The sequence below is a fragment of the Tautonia plasticadhaerens genome (assembly GCF_007752535.1).
GTDB classification, from domain to species: domain Bacteria; phylum Planctomycetota; class Planctomycetia; order Isosphaerales; family Isosphaeraceae; genus Tautonia; species Tautonia plasticadhaerens.
Map to the genome: position 1 here is coordinate 6,015,084 of NZ_CP036426.1, position 15,053 is coordinate 6,030,136.

The 15,053-nt window shown below is 70.8% G+C and carries 14 protein-coding genes and 1 tRNA gene; 10 read left to right on the plus strand and 5 right to left on the minus strand.

Features of this window, described 5'->3' with window-relative positions:
• Positions 1–5: 5 nt before the first annotated feature.
• Together ElP_RS39965 and ElP_RS37425 are read right to left on the minus strand one after the other, a co-directional pair.
• Complete coding sequence (locus tag ElP_RS39965; protein ID WP_231749237.1) at positions 6–1,256, minus strand: hypothetical protein; 1,251 nt, start codon at positions 1,254–1,256, stop codon at positions 6–8.
• A gap of 345 nt (positions 1,257–1,601) precedes the next feature.
• Positions 1,602–1,698, minus strand: a tRNA-Sec gene (locus ElP_RS37425).
• A 226-nt stretch (positions 1,699–1,924) separates the two neighbouring features.
• Between ElP_RS37425 and ElP_RS24140 the strand changes: the two genes are divergently transcribed.
• Positions 1,925–2,749, plus strand: coding sequence for a hypothetical protein (locus tag ElP_RS24140; protein ID WP_145274183.1), 825 nt, complete (start codon positions 1,925–1,927; stop codon positions 2,747–2,749).
• Positions 2,750–2,772: 23 nt separating this feature from the next.
• On the opposite strand, the gene ElP_RS24145 is transcribed toward ElP_RS24140, so the two are convergent.
• Entirely contained in the window at positions 2,773–3,573 is an 801-nt protein-coding gene (locus ElP_RS24145) for a 2-oxo acid dehydrogenase subunit E2 (RefSeq protein WP_145274186.1), read from the minus strand.
• A 181-nt stretch (positions 3,574–3,754) separates the two neighbouring features.
• Between ElP_RS24145 and ElP_RS24150 the strand changes: the two genes are divergently transcribed.
• From ElP_RS24150 to ElP_RS24165, 4 genes are all read left to right on the plus strand, one after another.
• Positions 3,755–4,525: a 2-phosphosulfolactate phosphatase gene (locus tag ElP_RS24150; protein WP_145274188.1), complete on the plus strand. Its 771-nt coding sequence runs from the start codon at positions 3,755–3,757 to the stop codon at positions 4,523–4,525.
• Between the two features lie 124 nt (positions 4,526–4,649).
• A complete protein-coding gene (locus ElP_RS24155; RefSeq protein ID WP_145274191.1) occupies positions 4,650–6,221 on the plus strand; it encodes a glycine--tRNA ligase in 1,572 nt (523 codons plus the stop codon).
• A 118-nt stretch (positions 6,222–6,339) separates the two neighbouring features.
• Complete coding sequence (locus ElP_RS24160; RefSeq protein ID WP_145274194.1) at positions 6,340–7,194, plus strand: sugar phosphate isomerase/epimerase family protein; 855 nt, start codon at positions 6,340–6,342, stop codon at positions 7,192–7,194.
• Positions 7,195–7,196: 2 nt separating this feature from the next.
• Positions 7,197–7,727, plus strand: coding sequence for a hypothetical protein (locus tag ElP_RS24165; RefSeq protein ID WP_145274197.1), 531 nt, complete (start codon positions 7,197–7,199; stop codon positions 7,725–7,727).
• Positions 7,728–7,750: 23 nt separating this feature from the next.
• Here the strand turns inward: ElP_RS24165 and ElP_RS24170 are convergent, their stop codons facing one another.
• Positions 7,751–8,881, minus strand: coding sequence for a D-TA family PLP-dependent enzyme (locus ElP_RS24170; RefSeq protein WP_145274200.1), 1,131 nt, complete (start codon positions 8,879–8,881; stop codon positions 7,751–7,753).
• 156 nt (positions 8,882–9,037) lie between these two features.
• Between ElP_RS24170 and ilvD the strand changes: the two genes are divergently transcribed.
• The 5 genes from ilvD to ElP_RS24195 all read left to right on the plus strand — a co-directional run bounded on the left by ilvD (position 9,038) and on the right by ElP_RS24195 (position 12,913).
• Positions 9,038–10,735, plus strand: a complete 1,698-nt coding sequence (gene ilvD / locus ElP_RS24175) for a dihydroxy-acid dehydratase (protein ID WP_145274203.1) — start codon at positions 9,038–9,040, stop codon at positions 10,733–10,735.
• A gap of 380 nt (positions 10,736–11,115) precedes the next feature.
• Positions 11,116–11,457 (plus strand): hypothetical protein, encoded by a 342-nt coding sequence (locus tag ElP_RS24180; protein ID WP_145274206.1) that lies wholly within the window; start codon positions 11,116–11,118, stop codon positions 11,455–11,457.
• Positions 11,458–11,517: 60 nt separating this feature from the next.
• The gene (locus ElP_RS24185) at positions 11,518–11,751 is read left to right on the plus strand and encodes a Sec-independent protein translocase subunit TatA/TatB (RefSeq protein ID WP_231749238.1); all 234 of its coding nucleotides are present in this window, start codon (positions 11,518–11,520) and stop codon (positions 11,749–11,751) included.
• A gap of 135 nt (positions 11,752–11,886) precedes the next feature.
• Positions 11,887–12,252 carry a twin-arginine translocase TatA/TatE family subunit gene (locus tag ElP_RS24190; RefSeq protein ID WP_197446330.1) on the plus strand — a complete coding sequence of 122 codons (366 nt, stop codon included), beginning with the start codon at positions 11,887–11,889 and terminating at the stop codon, positions 12,250–12,252.
• Between the two features lie 25 nt (positions 12,253–12,277).
• Positions 12,278–12,913: a hypothetical protein gene (locus tag ElP_RS24195; protein WP_145274209.1), complete on the plus strand. Its 636-nt coding sequence runs from the start codon at positions 12,278–12,280 to the stop codon at positions 12,911–12,913.
• A 20-nt stretch (positions 12,914–12,933) separates the two neighbouring features.
• On the opposite strand, the gene ElP_RS24200 is transcribed toward ElP_RS24195, so the two are convergent.
• Positions 12,934–14,943, minus strand: coding sequence for a YjhG/YagF family D-xylonate dehydratase (locus ElP_RS24200; RefSeq protein ID WP_145274212.1), 2,010 nt, complete (start codon positions 14,941–14,943; stop codon positions 12,934–12,936).
• Positions 14,944–15,053: the final 110 nt, after the last annotated feature.

Below are 15,053 nucleotides of genomic sequence, written 5' to 3' on the forward strand. Positions count from 1 at the left end.
GACCGTCACGGATTTTGGGGGGTAGCCGAGCGGTATCCGCCGAGGGAGGCGGAGATGAGCAGGTTCTGGAGCCAGTCGTCGTGGTAGCGATGGCCGTTGTGACGTTCGGCGGGGCATCGCCATCCCTCGTTTGCTCTCGCGACGGCCGGGTGCCAGGGGGCATAGTTCGCCAGAAGCGCCCAGGCCCGGCCGTGGAGTCGGCAGGCGGCAGGTGAGCCATGTAGGTGCTGGCCGCGGTCGAAGTCGCGGTTCATCCCGCGCATCATCCGGTCCAGCATGTTGCTCGTGCGGTGGCCGCCGGGGTGCGCGTACGCCGTGGCGTATTCCTTCGACCGGCCGCACAGCTTCTCGACCTGCTCCCGCAGCCACGCCGACATCGCCTGCCGCCGGGCCCATTCGCGCAGCCGCCGCAACCGCTGCGCGAAGCTCCGGCGCGACGGCGCGTGGTACGATTCCCAGACCCGCTTCGACAGCTCCCGGAACGGCTCGCTCAGCTTGCCCCGACTGCGGATGTCCAGCCAGCCATGCAGGAAGCAGCGGAGCAGCACGACCAGCGGGAACAGCGTCAGCCACGCCTGATGCGTCGCGGCCCAGCCGTCGACGCTCACCGTCCGGGGCGCAAACTGCGGCTCGACGTCGCGGCCCTCGGCCTTGAGGACGCCGTAGGCGTCCGTCAGCTCGGCGGCCCCGGCCGACGCGGCCGGCTCGACGCCCAGGACGCAGCCGTCGCCGACGGTCGTGGCCAGGTAGACCTTCTCACCGTCGATCGTCTGGTGATGCTCGTCGGCCAGGAGGTGCTCGGGCAGCCGGGCCCGTCGCACGGTGGTCCCCACGATGCTCGACCGGCCCAGGCCGCACGTCAGCCGATACCAGGACATCGGGTCGCGGCCGAAGACGCGGGCCAGGGCCCAGAACGGGACGCCGAAGGTCCGCAGGAACAGCGGGCCCTCGGCGTCCGCGACGCGAGCCGCCATGTAGGGCATGAGGAAAGAGGGCCGGACGCTGTTGGCGGCTCCGTCCCGCAAGCGGATGCGTCGGATCGGCAGTCCCCGCTTGGCCGATGTCCGCTCGTCCTTCAGCTCATAGCCCCGGGCGAACCCCGGCGGGAACAGCTCCGGGGACGCTCGGAAGCCCTCGTCGAGCAGCCGCCGGAACGCGGCCGGATCGTCGACGGCGTGCGCGTAGGAATCTTCCGAGATGGGCAAGCAGATGGTACGGTGCCCTCGCGAGGACCGCGCCACGGTCCCGTCGGCCATGATCCACCTCCTTCCGTGCACCGTGGATCATGGCCGTTTTGTCGGATCACGTCAGCACGCCGGCAGCCATCCCCCCAAAATCCGTGACGGTCAGCGTTTTTGCATACCGGCGGGATTCTCGCCGGTCAAGTCGGTATGCAGACTCGAGAGGTGCGGTTGCCGGAACCTGGCAAAGAAGAAGGACTTGAAAACGGATCAGAGGCCACGCATAAAGACCCATTTCTCTTTGCAGTGCCGTACCTTCGGCCTCTCGGTCACCTCTCCTGGCAACGGCCGGTCGATCTATCGTTCCCGAGCGGGGCGTTTCGGTCAACGGGAAGCCTCCCCGGGGCGACCGGGGGGCGACGGGAGCGTATGGGAATCGAACCCACCGGCGACCTGTCTCCAGGCCGCCCGACTGGTTTTGAAGACCAGGGCCGGCACCAGCCGTGCGCCCGCTCCCCGAGGGCCGTCCCAGCATAGCCCGGCGGGAGGCCCGACGCGAGGATCCGGGTCGGCTCTTCGCCCAATCCGGCCCGGGGTCCGGCGAATAGAGCGGGGGACGGCGGGGACTATCCCGGTGCCTGGGCCGTCGTTACCATGCTCCCGTCCCGGCGGCGGCGTGAGTTCACGCCGATCCCGCCGACCCGGATCCGGATCACGCCCCTGGCCTCGAGGAGTCGCTCGCGATGGCTGCGGACCCCAAAGCAGACCGCCCCGCCCCGCCCCCGGAGATCGATTCGGTCAAGATCTTCTCCTACCCGAAGGTCATCTTCCTCTGGCCGACGATGGTCTTCGCCTTGATCTGCGGCCTGGGCATGCTCGTCGTCGGCAGCGGGGAGCCGGTCCGGGGGCCGATGGAGGCTGATCCGGTGATCCAGGTCGAGGGGGAGGAGGTCGCCGGGGCGGATGCGGTGGCGGGCGCCCCGATCGATGATGACCTGCCGCCCGAGAAGGTCCGGCGCTTCTCCAGTTGGCAGAACATCATCGGCGTGGTCTTCCTGATCGTCTTCGCCGTGAACATGATCGTGATGTCGCTCGACTTCCCCAGGTTCACCCTGATCGCGGTGATCCTCTTCGTCTTGATGATGGCCTTCCTGCTGCTGTACCTGGCCTCGCAGGGGGTCGACTTCCTCTCCCCGCTGACGACCCTCTCGAGGTTCCTCTACTTCACGGCCAACGCGGGCTTCTACTTCGCCATCGCCTCGGTCCTGGGCGTGATCTTCCTGATCATCTGGGCGACCCGCCGCCTGGACTACTGGGAGGTCCGGGCGAATGAGGTCCTGCACCACCACGGCCCGCTGAGCGATCTGGAGCGCTACCCGACGATCCAGCTGAAGTTCTCCAAGGAGATCCCCGACATCCTGGAGTTCCTCTTGGGGCTCGGCGCCGGGCGGCTCGTCCTCAACTTCAGCACCGCCGACCGGCAGATCGTGCTCGACCACGTCCTCTTCATCAACGCGAAGGAGGAACAGTTGAAGCAGATTATGTCCCGGCTCCGGGTCGACGCTTGATCCGTTCGCGGGGCGGCGAGGCCTCAGGCCGCCCCGCGATCTGCCGGCCTGTTAGCCTCGGTCCCCGCCCCGGCAGGGAGGCCGAGCAGTTCGTCGAGGACGGGACCGAGCAACGCCTCCTCCAGGTCGGCCAGCCTCCGGGCGACCTGGGCGCCGTCGAGCACGCGGTGGTCGTAGATCAGCTTCACGGTGACGAGACCCGAGGCGTCGATCGGCCCGTAGGTAAGCGTCGTCGTCAGCGGGCTGATCGGGTGGTACGACTCGGCGCCGAGGGCCCCGTAACTCGACAGGCCGAAGGTCCCCAGCCGCTTGGCCCGCTTCGGTCCGGAGCAGGCCAGGGTGCTCCACCAGAGGAATCGGCGGATCGGCGCCGGGTAGCCGCTGATCCGGAGCATCTGGCGGAAGAAGCCGACCCGCTCCAGGGGCCAGGACCGGTACTCGTCCAGCGCCTCCTGCAACTCGGAGATCGACTGCCGCTCCGGGGCCCGGAACAGGCCGACGCAGATGCAGGGCTCCCCCTCGTGCTCCCGCTCCATCGCCAGGGCGGCGATCGAGTACGGATGCTCGTAGAGCCGGAGTCGGGGCACCGTGAGCAGGGCCCGCCTCAGGCCCGGGTCCGCGTCGCAGACCAGGCCGTACGCCTTGAGGAAGAGCACCGGCCAGGACGGCCGGATCGGGTGCGATCGCCGGGCCTCGGCCAGCGGGCCCAGGCGCATCGCCCGGCCGACGGGGACCGAGGGGACTTGCCGGGCGAAGTGCATCATGTCCAGGATGAACCGTCGGGGCCCGGACAGGGGCAGCGTACGACCCTTGGGCTGGGGCATCCGATCACCTCGGGGCGGGACGGGGACGGACCGGCCTCGACCATACGCACTCCCCCGGATTCCGGGAAGGCGAACCGCCCGACCCGGTCGGCCGAATCCCGAGGCGTCGGGCGGTCGGATCGGCCCTCGCAGCGACCTCGATCCCGGCCGACCCCCGGACGGTCCCTGACGGAGCGACCTCATGGATTCCCGCCCGAGCATCTTCGTCCATCTTCTCCCCTCGCTCATCCCCGAGGGCGCCCTGGGGGGCGGGGTGGCGGTCGTCCTCGACGTGCTCCGGGCGACGACGGTGATGGTCCACGCCTTGGCCTCGGGGTGCGAGGCGATCGTCCCCTGCCTGGAGATCGAGGAGGCGGAGGAGGTCGCCGCCTCGTTCCCGCCCGGGACGGCGATCCTCGCCGGGGAACGGGGGGGGCTCCCCATCCCCGGCTTCGACCTCGGCAACTCCCCCGGTGACTTCCACCCGGAGGTGTGCCGGGGGAAGACGCTGGTGATGACGACCACCAACGGGACCCGGGCGATCCTCTCAAGCCGGGCGGCGGATCGGGTGCTGATCGGGGCGTTCCCGAATCTCGGGGCGATCGTGGGGGAGGTGGGAGTGTCCCGGCAGGACATCCACGTCGTCTGCGCCGGGACCGACGGGCTCGTCAGCTTCGAGGACACGATGCTCGCCGGGTGCCTCGTCCTGGAGCTGGAACGGGGATCGGGGTTGTCCGCGGGGAATGACGCCGCCCTGATCGCCCGGCGGTGCTGGGAGGCGTCGGGCCCGGGGCCGGGCCTGGCGTCGACCCTGGCGACCGGGAGGGGGGGGCGACGGGTCTCAGGGTTGGGGCTGGGGGCCGACATCGAGGCCGCCGGCCGGGTGAGCCGGTCCGACCTCGTCCCCGAACTGCGACCCGGGCCGCTCCGAATCGTCGCGGCGGGGGCGACCCGGGGGGGCCGGATCGGGTAGAATCGGCGACCGGGCCAAGCGAGCCGGCGACCGGCCCCGCCCGCTTGTCCCGTTCACGACCCTCGATCGAACCCAGGCACCGGGGCGGGCCAGGCCAAGGTCTGCCCCGAGGAGACGCGACCCGATGGACATGGAGAAGCTGGTTTCCCTCTGCAAGCGACGCGGGTTCATCTTCCCGTCGAGCGAAATCTACGGGGGCCTCAACGGGTTCTGGGACTACGGCCCGCTCGGCGTCGAGCTGAAGCGGAACATCAAGGACGCCTGGTGGCGGGACAACGTCACCGGTCGGGACGACATGGTCGGGCTCGACTGCTCGATCATCATGAACCCGAGGGTCTGGGAGGCGTCCGGCCACGTCGGCGGCTTCGTCGACCCGATGGTCGACTGCCGGCAGTCCAAGGAACGCTACCGGGCCGACCAGCTCTACGTCTTCGGCATCGCCCGGGAGATGGCGGGAGCCGGGGATGAGCACGTCCACGAGGGGGCGACCGGGAGGGAGTTCCCGGCCTGGGTCGAGCACCGCGTCTCGGCCGTCGGCGCCTCCCCGCTCGACGCCTGGGAGGCGGCCAGGCCGAAGGCCGCCAAGCTGCTGAAGACCAAGCCCGCTGGCCTCGGCGACCCGCCGGCCGGGACGACGGCACTCTACTTGCATCTGGCCCCTGAGGAGCGGGCGAAGGTCGTCGGGCCGGCGGCCGACGAGCCGGGCACCCTGACCGAGCCCCGGCAGTTCAACCTGATGTTCAAGACGAGCGTCGGGGCCCTGGAAGACGCGTCGAGCGTGGCCTACTTGAGGCCCGAGACCGCCCAGGGCATCTTCGCCAACTTCAAGAACGTGCTCGACACCAGCCGGGTGAAACTCCCCTTCGGCATCGCCCAGATCGGCAAGAGCTTCCGCAACGAGATCACCCCGCGGAACTTCACCTTCCGGTCCCGCGAATTCGAGCAGATGGAGATCGAGTTCTTCTGCCGCCCCGAGGACTCCCAGGAGTGGTACGCCTACTGGCGGAAGGAGCGGTTCGACTGGTACGTCCGCCACGGCCTCCGGAGCGACCGGCTCCGGCTCCGGGACCACGACCCGGACGAACTGGCCTTCTATTCGCAGGCGACGGCCGACATCGAGTACGAGTTCCCCTTCGGCGTCAGCGAGCTGGAGGGGATCGCCCATCGGGGGCACTACGACCTCGGCCAGCACCAGAAGTTCAGCGGCCGGGACCTGACGTATTTCGACGAGGAGACCAAGCAGCGGTTCCTCCCCCACGTCATCGAGCCCTCGGCCGGGGCCGACCGGGGGACGCTGGCGTTCCTCTGCGAGGCCTACGCTGAGGACGAGGTCGGCGGCGAATCCAGGACGGTCCTGAAGTTCCACCCGAGGTTCGCGCCGATCAAGGCGGCCGTCTTCCCGCTGGTGAAGAAGGACGGCATGCCCGAGAAGGCCGACGCGATCTATCGATCGCTCAAGCGGCGGCACAACGTTTATTATGACGAAAAGGGCGCCATCGGCCGGCGGTACCGGCGGCAAGATGAGGCGGGGACCCCCTATTGCCTCACCGTCGACGGCCAGTCGCTGGTCGACGGCACCGTGACGATCCGGGACCGGGATTCGCTGGTGCAGAAGCGCGTCCCGTCGGACAATCTCGCGGGGCTGATCGGCGACCTGCTCGACGGCACGGTCGGACTCGACACGGTCGGCTCCTGATCCCGCCGACCGGCTCGGCCGGATGTGGCCGACCTCCGCCGCCTACCACGCCCCCGGCCCCGTCCCGGGGGATCCCCGCCCGATCGCTCGGATCGGCACTCATGAGGCTGGACCCCGTATGCAGCCGTGCATCAACCAGGCCACGACGCTCGGCACCCCGTTCGAGGAGGACATCCCGGCGTTCGGCCGGGCCGGGTGGAGGGCCGTCGAGCTCTGGCTGACGAAGCTGGAGGAGTTCCTCCGTTCGAGGCCGGTTTCGGAGGCCCGTTCCTTGCTCCAATGCGAGGGGATCCGGCCCGTCGCCGCCTCGTTCCAAGGGGGGCTGCTGCTCTCCCGGGGGGAGGAGCGACAGGCCCACTGGGACCACTACCGGAGGCGCCTGGATCTGCTCGCCGAGCTGGGGGTTCCGACGTTGGTCGTCGTGCCGGACTTCGTGACGGCCCCGGAGACGGACGACCTCCGACGATCCGCCGCCTCGCTGAATGAGGCGGCCGAGCTGGCGGGGTCGAGGGGGGTCCGGCTGGCGGTCGAGTTCCAGAAGACGGCCCGATTCTGCGCCAGCCTGGACACGACGGTCGCCCTGATCTCCCAGAGCGGTGCCCCGGGGGTCGGCGTCTGCTTCGACGCCTTCCACTACTACACCGGGCCGAGCAAGTTCGAGGACTTGGGCTACCTCTCCGCCGAGAACCTCGCCCTGGTGCAGCTGAGCGACCTGAGTGGGGTCCCCCGGGAGCTGGCGACCGACTCCGACCGGATCTTCCCCGGGGAGGGGGACTTGCCGACCGGGCCGATCCTGGACCACTTCGCCCGGGTCGGCTACGACGGACCGGTTTCGCTCGAGGTGCTCAACCCGATGATCTGGCAGATGCCGGTCGACCGGGTTGTCGGGGTCGCCTTGCAGGCGATGGAGCGGGCGCTGGGAGATCACCTGACATCGCCCGGGCCTCCGGATGCACCGGGGGGGGAGGGCTAGCCGTGTCGATCGCGATGGTGAACCGGCCCCCGGTGGCCATCTACCGCGAGGAACAGTGGTTCAGCCGCTGGATCTACGCGGCCCTGGCCGGGGTGGTGGCCGTGACGATCGGGTACTTCGCCCGCACCTACGACCCCGCAATCGGGCTCGGGGGCTGGTCTCGCTTTCGGGAATGGCCGCTCCTGGTGGCGATCGGCCTGAGCCTGCCGCCGATGCTCGTGGTCGGCCTGCTGAAGATGACGACGGAGGTCCACCCGGGCGACCTCCGCCTCTGGTTCGGCCTGCTGCCCACCTACCGTCACGTCGTGCCCCTGGCCGAGATCCGGGCCGTCGAGCCGGTCCGATATCGACCGATGGCCGACTGCGGGGGCTGGGGGATCCGACGCTGCCGCAACGGCGAGCGCGTCTTCACTGCCCGGGGGGATCGGGCCGTCCGGGTCACACTCCAGGACGGGTCCACCCTGCTCATCGGCTCGCAGCGTCCGGAGGAACTGGCGAGGACCCTCGAGCAGGCGGTGCGGAACCTCCCCTGAGCGGGATCGGCGGACGGGGTCGGTCAGATGGTCAGGGTCCGGTCCCGGGCGACGACCTCCCAGCGATCGACCACCTTGCCGCCCTCGATGACGACGGCCTCGCGATGCAGGGCGCAGGTGGGGCAGATGTGGGTGGGGACGGCCAGGACCGCGGTTCCGGGGGGGAAGTCGCCGGAGGCGGGGGTCTCGACGAGGAGGTGCTCCTCGTTCTGGGACTTCTGCCTCGCCCCGGGGATCCCGAGCAACAGGACGCGGTCCCCGGCAGGGTCGGAGGCGACCGCCTTGGTGCCGATGTCCAGGCAGATCAGGCCCTCCCGGGGCCGGCTGACGACCCGGCCGAGCAGCAGGGCCGCCGGGGTGAACCCGAGGTCGGGGAAGGGCAGGTCGTAGCCGGCGTCGTGCAGGACGATCGTGCCCGGCGAGCATTCGAGGCCGGGCAGGTCGAGCGCGGCGTAGATCGGGAACGGCGGCGTCCCCCCCATCACGAGGCGGGGGACGGGGAGTCCCCTCGCCTCCAGGCGATCCCGGAGCCCGACCACGCGGTCGACGACCCCCGCCACCGACGCCTTGCGGTCGTCGAGGGCGGGGGCCTTGGTGTGGCCGTCGTAGGCGTGGAGCCCGTCGGGGACGAGGCCATTCAGGCGGTCGATCTCGGCGTAGAGCTCCTCGGCGGCGGGGCCGGGGGGGATGCCGGTGCGGTCCATGCCGACGTTCAGGTCGACCAGGGTCGGGAGCGGTCGATCGAGCCCTGCCACGGCGTCGGAGAGCCGCCGGGCCGATTCGGGGTCGTCGACGACGGCCCGGAAGGTCGTTTCCGGGAATTCGGCCATGAGCTGGGCCATTCGGGCCGGATTCGGCCCGACCAGCGGGTAGGCGAGCAGTACGTCGGGGCCGCCGGCCCGGGCGACCATCTCGGCCTCGGCGATGGTCGCGCACTTGGACTTAGTGATCCCCATCTCCAGCGACATCCGGACGATCGCCGGCATCTTGTGGGTCTTGACGTGGGGCCGGAGCCGGTCCGGGGATCCGACCAGGTCGAGCATCCGCCGGAGGTTCGACCGGACCAGGTCGGAGAAGACCACCAGGGCGGGGCTAGGGAGGGCGGAGGGGTCGTCGATCCGGTAGCGGGGGTCGTCGGCGGCGGGAATGCTCATGGTCGTGCGGCCTTTGGCGATCCGGCCCCCGTCGGCGACCGCGAACCCGGGCCGGGCCGCTGGCGTCGGGGCCGATGATTCGGGACAATATCGGCTTTCCCGAGACCGGGCACAACCCACCGCACACTCTCCTCCCCGCGCGAGGCTTCACCCCCGATGGAATTCGACCCACGACACCGATCCCGCCTGCTGCTCGACGGACCCGGCCGCGCCGCCGCCCGCTCCTACCTGAAGGCCGTCGGCTATTCCGAGGAGGATTTGCAGAAGCCGATCGTCGGCATCGCCAACACCTGGACCGAGACGATGACCTGCAACTTCCACCTCCGGGACCTGGCGGAGGACGTGAAGCGGGGCATCCGGGAGGCGGGTGCGACCCCCATGGAGTTCAACACCGTCGCCATCAGTGACGGCATCACCATGGGCACCGAGGGCATGAAGACCAGCCTCGTCAGCCGGGAGGTGATCGCCGACTCGATCGAGCTGATGGGACGCGGCCACTACTTCGACGCCGTCCTCTGCCTCGCCGCCTGCGACAAGACCATGCCCGGCTGCGCGATGGGGCTGCTGCGGCTCGACGTGCCGGGGATGGTCGTCTACGGCGGCTCGATCGCCCCCGGCCGATACAAGGGGAAGGACGTCACCATCCAGGACGTCTTCGAGGCGATCGGCGCCCATTCCCGGGGCCGGATGACCGACGAGGAGCTGAAGGAGCTGGAAGGGGCCGCCTGCCCCGGGGCCGGCGCCTGCGGCGGCCAGTTCACGGCGAACACGATGGCCCTGGCCTTCGAGTTCCTCGGCCTCTCGCCGATCGGCACCGCCAGCCCCCCGGCGATGGATCCCCGCAAGAAAGAGGTCGCCTACCGGGCGGGCAAGCTCGTGGTCGAGCAGCTCCGCCGCGGGCTCAAGCCGAAGACCATCCTGACCCGGCTCGCCTTCGAGAACGCGATCGCCGGCGTGGCCGCCACCGGCGGGTCGACCAACGCGGTGCTCCACCTGCTGGCGATCGCCGGGGAAGTGGGCGTGCCGCTGTCGATCGACGACTTCGACACCGTCAGCGCCCGGACCCCCACGCTGGCCGACCTGAAGCCCGGCGGCCGGTTCGTGGCCGCCGACCTCGACCGCGCCGGCGGAGTGCCGCTGGTGGCGAAGCGGTTGATCGAGGCGGGCCGGCTCGACGGCTCGCAGCTCACGCCCAGCGGCCGGTCGATCGCCGACGAGTCGGCGGTGGCCGTCGAGGAGCCGGGCCAGGAGGTGGTGCGGCCGCTGGACCGCCCGCTCAAGCTGACGGGGGGCCTGGTGATCCTCCGTGGGAACATCGCGCCGGAGGGCTGCGTCATCAAGGTAGCCGGCTCGGAGCGGAATTCCCACCGGGGCCCGGCCCGGGTGTTCGAATCCGAGGAGCAGGCGATGGCCGCCGTGCTCTCCGACCAGATCCAGCCGGACGACGTGGTGGTGATCCGCTACGAGGGCCCGGCCGGGGGCCCGGGGATGCGGGAGATGCTCGGGGTGACGGCGGCGATCGTCGGGGCCGGGCTCGGCGAGACGGTCGCCCTGATGACCGACGGCCGGTTCAGCGGCGCCACCCGGGGGCTGATGGCCGGGCACGTCGCCCCCGAGGCCGCCCGGGGGGGGCCGATCGCCGCGCTCAAGGACGGAGACGTGATCACCTTCGACATCCCCGGCCGTCGCCTGGACGTGGACCTCTCCGACGAGGAGATCGCCGCCAGGCTCGCGGGCTGGGCCGCCCCGAAGCCCCGCTACGAGGCCGGCGTGATGGCCAAGTACGCGGCCCTCGTCTCCTCGGCGTCGGAAGGGGCCGTGACCCGGGTCCCGGTGCCCACGCCCGGGTCGTGAGCCGGGAAGGCCAGAGGTCCGGTGCGGGGATCGGCCTGCCCTCCCCGCTCCAGGCGCTTCCGGTCGTCGGCGTGTCCCGGGTCCGTTCGCTGCGACCACGGCCAGAATGTGTTTGACACGCCCCGGCCCTCCGGTAGGATTGATCGTACGAACCCGCCTCGCGTCGTCCCTGTCGAGACGCATTGGCCTCGGTCGGCGCCGATCTGTCGGGCCCTCCGCATCGAGGTTCGCTCCCCCTCCCGTGCCCCGGACGACCCTCCCCATCCCTGTCACGACCGGCGATTGCGCATCGCCCGCCGCCCCTCGGACTTCCCCCGAGCCCGGCCCGGGGCGGCCGGTGCCATCTTGGACCCAACCGGGATTGCCGGCGAGGTTCCGCCGTGTTCTGGAAACTGGCCTTCACCGTGACCGTCGTCCTGCTGATCGCCGGGCGGTCCTCGACCCTGCGCAATCCTCTGGTCCGGCTGATCCTGCCGAGATCCTGGGTCGCCGCGCTGTCCGCCCTCCCGGCCCGGAGGGCGGGCGAGGCCGCCCGATCGGGGGCCTCGCCGCCGTCACCGGGCCGGAACTGGTTCGATCGCCGGGCCCGGTTCATCCTGATCGTGATCGTCCTCTCCGGGGTCGCGGCGCTCCTGGCCACCCGGGCGATGATCTCGAACCGGGCCGACGCGGCGGCCGGGCCGATCGGACCCCGACCGGGCGTCGCCACCCCGACCCGATGAGTTGACCCAGAATCACCGCCGACCCCATCGCTGACCCGACCCCGACCCGGAGACTCCGCCATGTTCCAGGACCTGTTCACCGTCGCCCTGCTCCCCTCGTTCGGCCCCTGGGAACTCGCCGTCATCGGCATGGTCTCCCTGCTGATCTTCGGCAATCGCCTGCCGAGCGTGATGCGGTCGCTGGGCAAGAGCGTCGTCGAGTTCAAGAAGGGGATGAACAGCATCGAGGAGGAGGTCGACGAGGCCTCCAACGCCGACCCCAAGAAGCCGGAGCCCGCCGTCAAGGACGCCTGAGCAGGGCTGACCGATGGTCGGCCAGGATGCAACGTGCGTGGGCCGTCGGCGACCGGATGACCGTCTCGGGGCGGCCCGCCGGGCGTCGAGGGCTCGACATCAAGGGATCGACGTATGACTCCTGGAGTGCTACCGATGCTCTACGCCTTGCTCCCCGGGATCGGCCCGCAGGAGATGGTCATCATCGGCATCCTCGGCGTGCTCCTGTTCGGCAAGCGGCTGCCCGAGGTGGGCAAGTCCCTGGGCAAGGGGATCGCCGAGTTCCGCAGGGGCTTCAGCGGAGTCGAGGACGAGATCCGGTCGATCAACCGCCAGGTGACCACGACCAACTCCTCCTCGACCCGCCCCTATACCGGCAGCAGCCCGACTGCGTCGGCCCCCGCCGTGTCCAACGACCTGGCCCCCGACCCGGCCGTGCCCAAATTCGAGCCGCCCACCGCTGCGCCGTCCCCCCGGGCCGAGACGGCCTCGGCGTACGACCCGCAGCCCTACGGCGATTGATCCCCGGCCCCGTCCCTCGACCCCCATGAGCCAACCCGCCGGGAATCCCTACGAGCCGCCACGCCCCGCCGCCGAACTGCCGATCGGCCTCGTCCCGGGAGGGGCCGATCGCGTCACCTCGATCACGTTCCGCTACTCGGAAGATGATTTGAGGAGGGCCGCGACGAAACCGGGCCGCCCCACGCTCATCGCCGCGATCCTGTCCTTCGCGGCGGCCTCGGCGATCGGGCCTTACCTGTTCGACGAGGTCCGAGGGGCTGAGTTCAATTCCAGGGTTGCCAACCTTGCCACGGTCTCGGCGGGGATTGCCCTGCCCCTGCTCGGGCTCTCGTACCTCATCGCCATGCGATTCCGGGGCAGCGGCGCATCCGAGGCCCCCTTCGAGACGACCATGATCGTCTCGGCCGAAGGGTTGAAGGTCCGGGAGTCCGGGATCGCGGATCTGCACCGGACCTGGCCGAGCATCGCCGAGGTCTCGCACGATCGAGACCTCATCCGCTTCGTATTCCTCGTCTTCGACGCGTCCTCCGGCACCTATTCGCCCCGGACCGGGGCGATTGCCCCGATCCGGGCTTTCGCCACCGAGGCAGACGCCGCCTCATTCGTGGCCGCTGCCCGGGAGTACCGGGAAGCGGCCGGGCCCTCGATTGACCGACGGTGAGGGTCGGGGCCCCGTCCCGATCATCGAGAAGTCCCCGCCACTCCGCGTCCGGTCGCCCCTCCGCCGATCGCGGCGAGGATCGCCTCGGGATCGTACACGCAGCCCCCCCAGGTCCCGCCGCCGACCGCCTGGAGGGCGGCCCAGAGGCGCGTGTCGGCCGGGAGGTCCGGGTCGGGGGAGAGATCGGGATGCGAGGTCCGGCCTGCGAGACGCCGTTCGCCCTCGAAGGGCCCGAACTCCTCGCCGTCGCATCCCACGAGGTCGACCCGGCCGGTGAGGCGGATGCGATCGACCTCGATCCGGATCAGGTCGCCGTCCCGGACCCGGCCGATCGGGCCGTCCGCGAGGGCCTCGGGGCCGACGTGGCCGATGCAGGCCCCGGTCGAGACCCCGGAGAAGCGGGCGTCGGTGATCACGGCGACCTGCTTGCCGAAGGCCAAGTGCTTCAAGGCGGAGGTGACCTGGTAGGTCTCCTCCATCCCCGCCCCCATCGGGCCTCGTCCCATCAGCACGATCACGTCTCCGGCACTGATCGGTCGGGCCCCCCCCTGCCCCTTGATCGCGGCCACGGCGTCCCGCTCCCGGGTGAAGACACGGGCCGGGCCGACCTTGCGGTAGACGCCGTCGGGGTCGACGACCGAGGGGTCGATCGCCGTGCTCTTGACCACCGAGCCGAGCGGGGCCAGGTTGCCGGTCGGGAAGGTCACCGTGCTGGTCAGGCCTCGCTCGGCGGCGAGGGCCGGGGACATGATCACCTCGTCGGGGTCGACGCCGTCGAGTCGGTTCAACGCGTCCCGGAGCCTCGACCGACGGTCGCTCGACCGCCACCAATCGAGGACGCGGCCCAGCGGCTCTCCGGTGACGGTCAGGACCGAGACGTCGATCAGCCCGAGGTCCCGCAGGTGGAGCATCACCTCGGGCACCCCACCGGCAAGGTAGGCGCGGACGGTCGGGTGGTCGAAGGGGCCGTTGGGGAGGACGCTGACGATCCGAGGGACCCGCCGATTGACCTCCTGCCAGTCCTCGACCGTCGGCCGTGCCAGGCCCGCGGAGAAGGCGATGGCGGGGATGTGCAGCAGGAGGTTGGTCGATCCCCCGAAGGCCGCATGCACCGCCATCGCGTTGCGGACGGCGGCGTCGGTGAGCACGTCCCCCAGGGTGAGGCCCTTGCGGGCCATCGCCGACACGGCCCGGGCCGATCGCCGGGCCATGTCGAGCCAGATCGGCTGGCCGGAGGGGGCGAGCGCGGCGTGGGGGACGCAGAGTCCCATCCCCTCGGCGACGACCTGCGTGGTCGCCGCCGTGCCGAGGAACTGGCATCCCCCCCCGGGCGAGGCGCAGGCCCGGCAACCGAGGTCGGCCGCCTCGGCCAGCGACAGTTCGCCGTGGACGTATCGGACCCCGATCGTCTGGATCTTCCCCGCGTCCTCACCCCGGGAGGGCGGCAGGGTCACGCCCCCGGGGACGAAGACGCCCGGGAATTGCTTCGACCCGGCCAGCGCCATCAGCATCGCCGGGGCCCCCTTGTCGCAGGTCGCCACGCCGAGGACCCCCCGGCGGCGGGGGAGCGACCGGATTAGGCGCCGCATGACGATCGCCGCGTCATTGCGGTACGGCAGGCTGTCCATCATCCCCGTCGTGCCCTGGGTCCGGCCGTCGCAGGGGTCGGTGACCGCCCCGGCGAAGGGGAGGCCGCCGAGCGACCGCAATTCCTCGGCGGCGGCCCGGACGAGCAGGCCGATCTCCCAGTGTCCGGTGTGATAGCCCAGGGCGATTGGCCGGCCGGAGTCGTCCCGCAGGCCGCCTTGGGTGCTGAGGATCAGGAACGGTTCGTCGGCGGTCGTCGACGGGTCCCAGCCCATCCCGGCGTTCTGGGAGAGGCCGAAGAGGTCTCCCGAGGGCCATTCGCGGAGCATCTCGTCGGTCAGCGGCAGCGAGCCTCCCGGGCCCTCGGCCCGGGTCCGCACGTCGAGCGCCTCGGCGGGCGACTCGACGATCGCGGCGAATTCATCGGGCGTGTTCCGGTCCATGGCTCGGCCTCGATCGGCAGGGGATCCACGTCGCGCGACCGCCGACGACGCTCGCCCGATGATACCGCGTCCCGCCTCGCGACGCACGGCTTTGGCACGGGGAATGCACG

Coding starts and splice junctions, on each gene's coding strand:
- ElP_RS39965 (WP_231749237.1), bottom strand. CDS start 1,256: ATGGCCGACGGGACCGTGGCGCGGTCCTCGCGAGGGCACCGTACCATC.
- ElP_RS24140 (WP_145274183.1), top strand. CDS start 1,925: ATGGCTGCGGACCCCAAAGCAGACCGCCCCGCCCCGCCCCCGGAGATC.
- ElP_RS24145 (WP_145274186.1), bottom strand. CDS start 3,573: ATGCCCCAGCCCAAGGGTCGTACGCTGCCCCTGTCCGGGCCCCGACGG.
- ElP_RS24150 (WP_145274188.1), top strand. CDS start 3,755: ATGGATTCCCGCCCGAGCATCTTCGTCCATCTTCTCCCCTCGCTCATC.
- ElP_RS24155 (WP_145274191.1), top strand. CDS start 4,650: ATGGACATGGAGAAGCTGGTTTCCCTCTGCAAGCGACGCGGGTTCATC.
- ElP_RS24160 (WP_145274194.1), top strand. CDS start 6,340: ATGCAGCCGTGCATCAACCAGGCCACGACGCTCGGCACCCCGTTCGAG.
- ElP_RS24170 (WP_145274200.1), bottom strand. CDS start 8,881: ATGAGCATTCCCGCCGCCGACGACCCCCGCTACCGGATCGACGACCCC.
- ilvD (WP_145274203.1), top strand. CDS start 9,038: ATGGAATTCGACCCACGACACCGATCCCGCCTGCTGCTCGACGGACCC.
- ElP_RS24185 (WP_231749238.1), top strand. CDS start 11,518: ATGTTCCAGGACCTGTTCACCGTCGCCCTGCTCCCCTCGTTCGGCCCC.
- ElP_RS24190 (WP_197446330.1), top strand. CDS start 11,887: ATGCTCTACGCCTTGCTCCCCGGGATCGGCCCGCAGGAGATGGTCATC.
- ElP_RS24195 (WP_145274209.1), top strand. CDS start 12,278: ATGAGCCAACCCGCCGGGAATCCCTACGAGCCGCCACGCCCCGCCGCC.
- ElP_RS24200 (WP_145274212.1), bottom strand. CDS start 14,943: ATGGACCGGAACACGCCCGATGAATTCGCCGCGATCGTCGAGTCGCCC.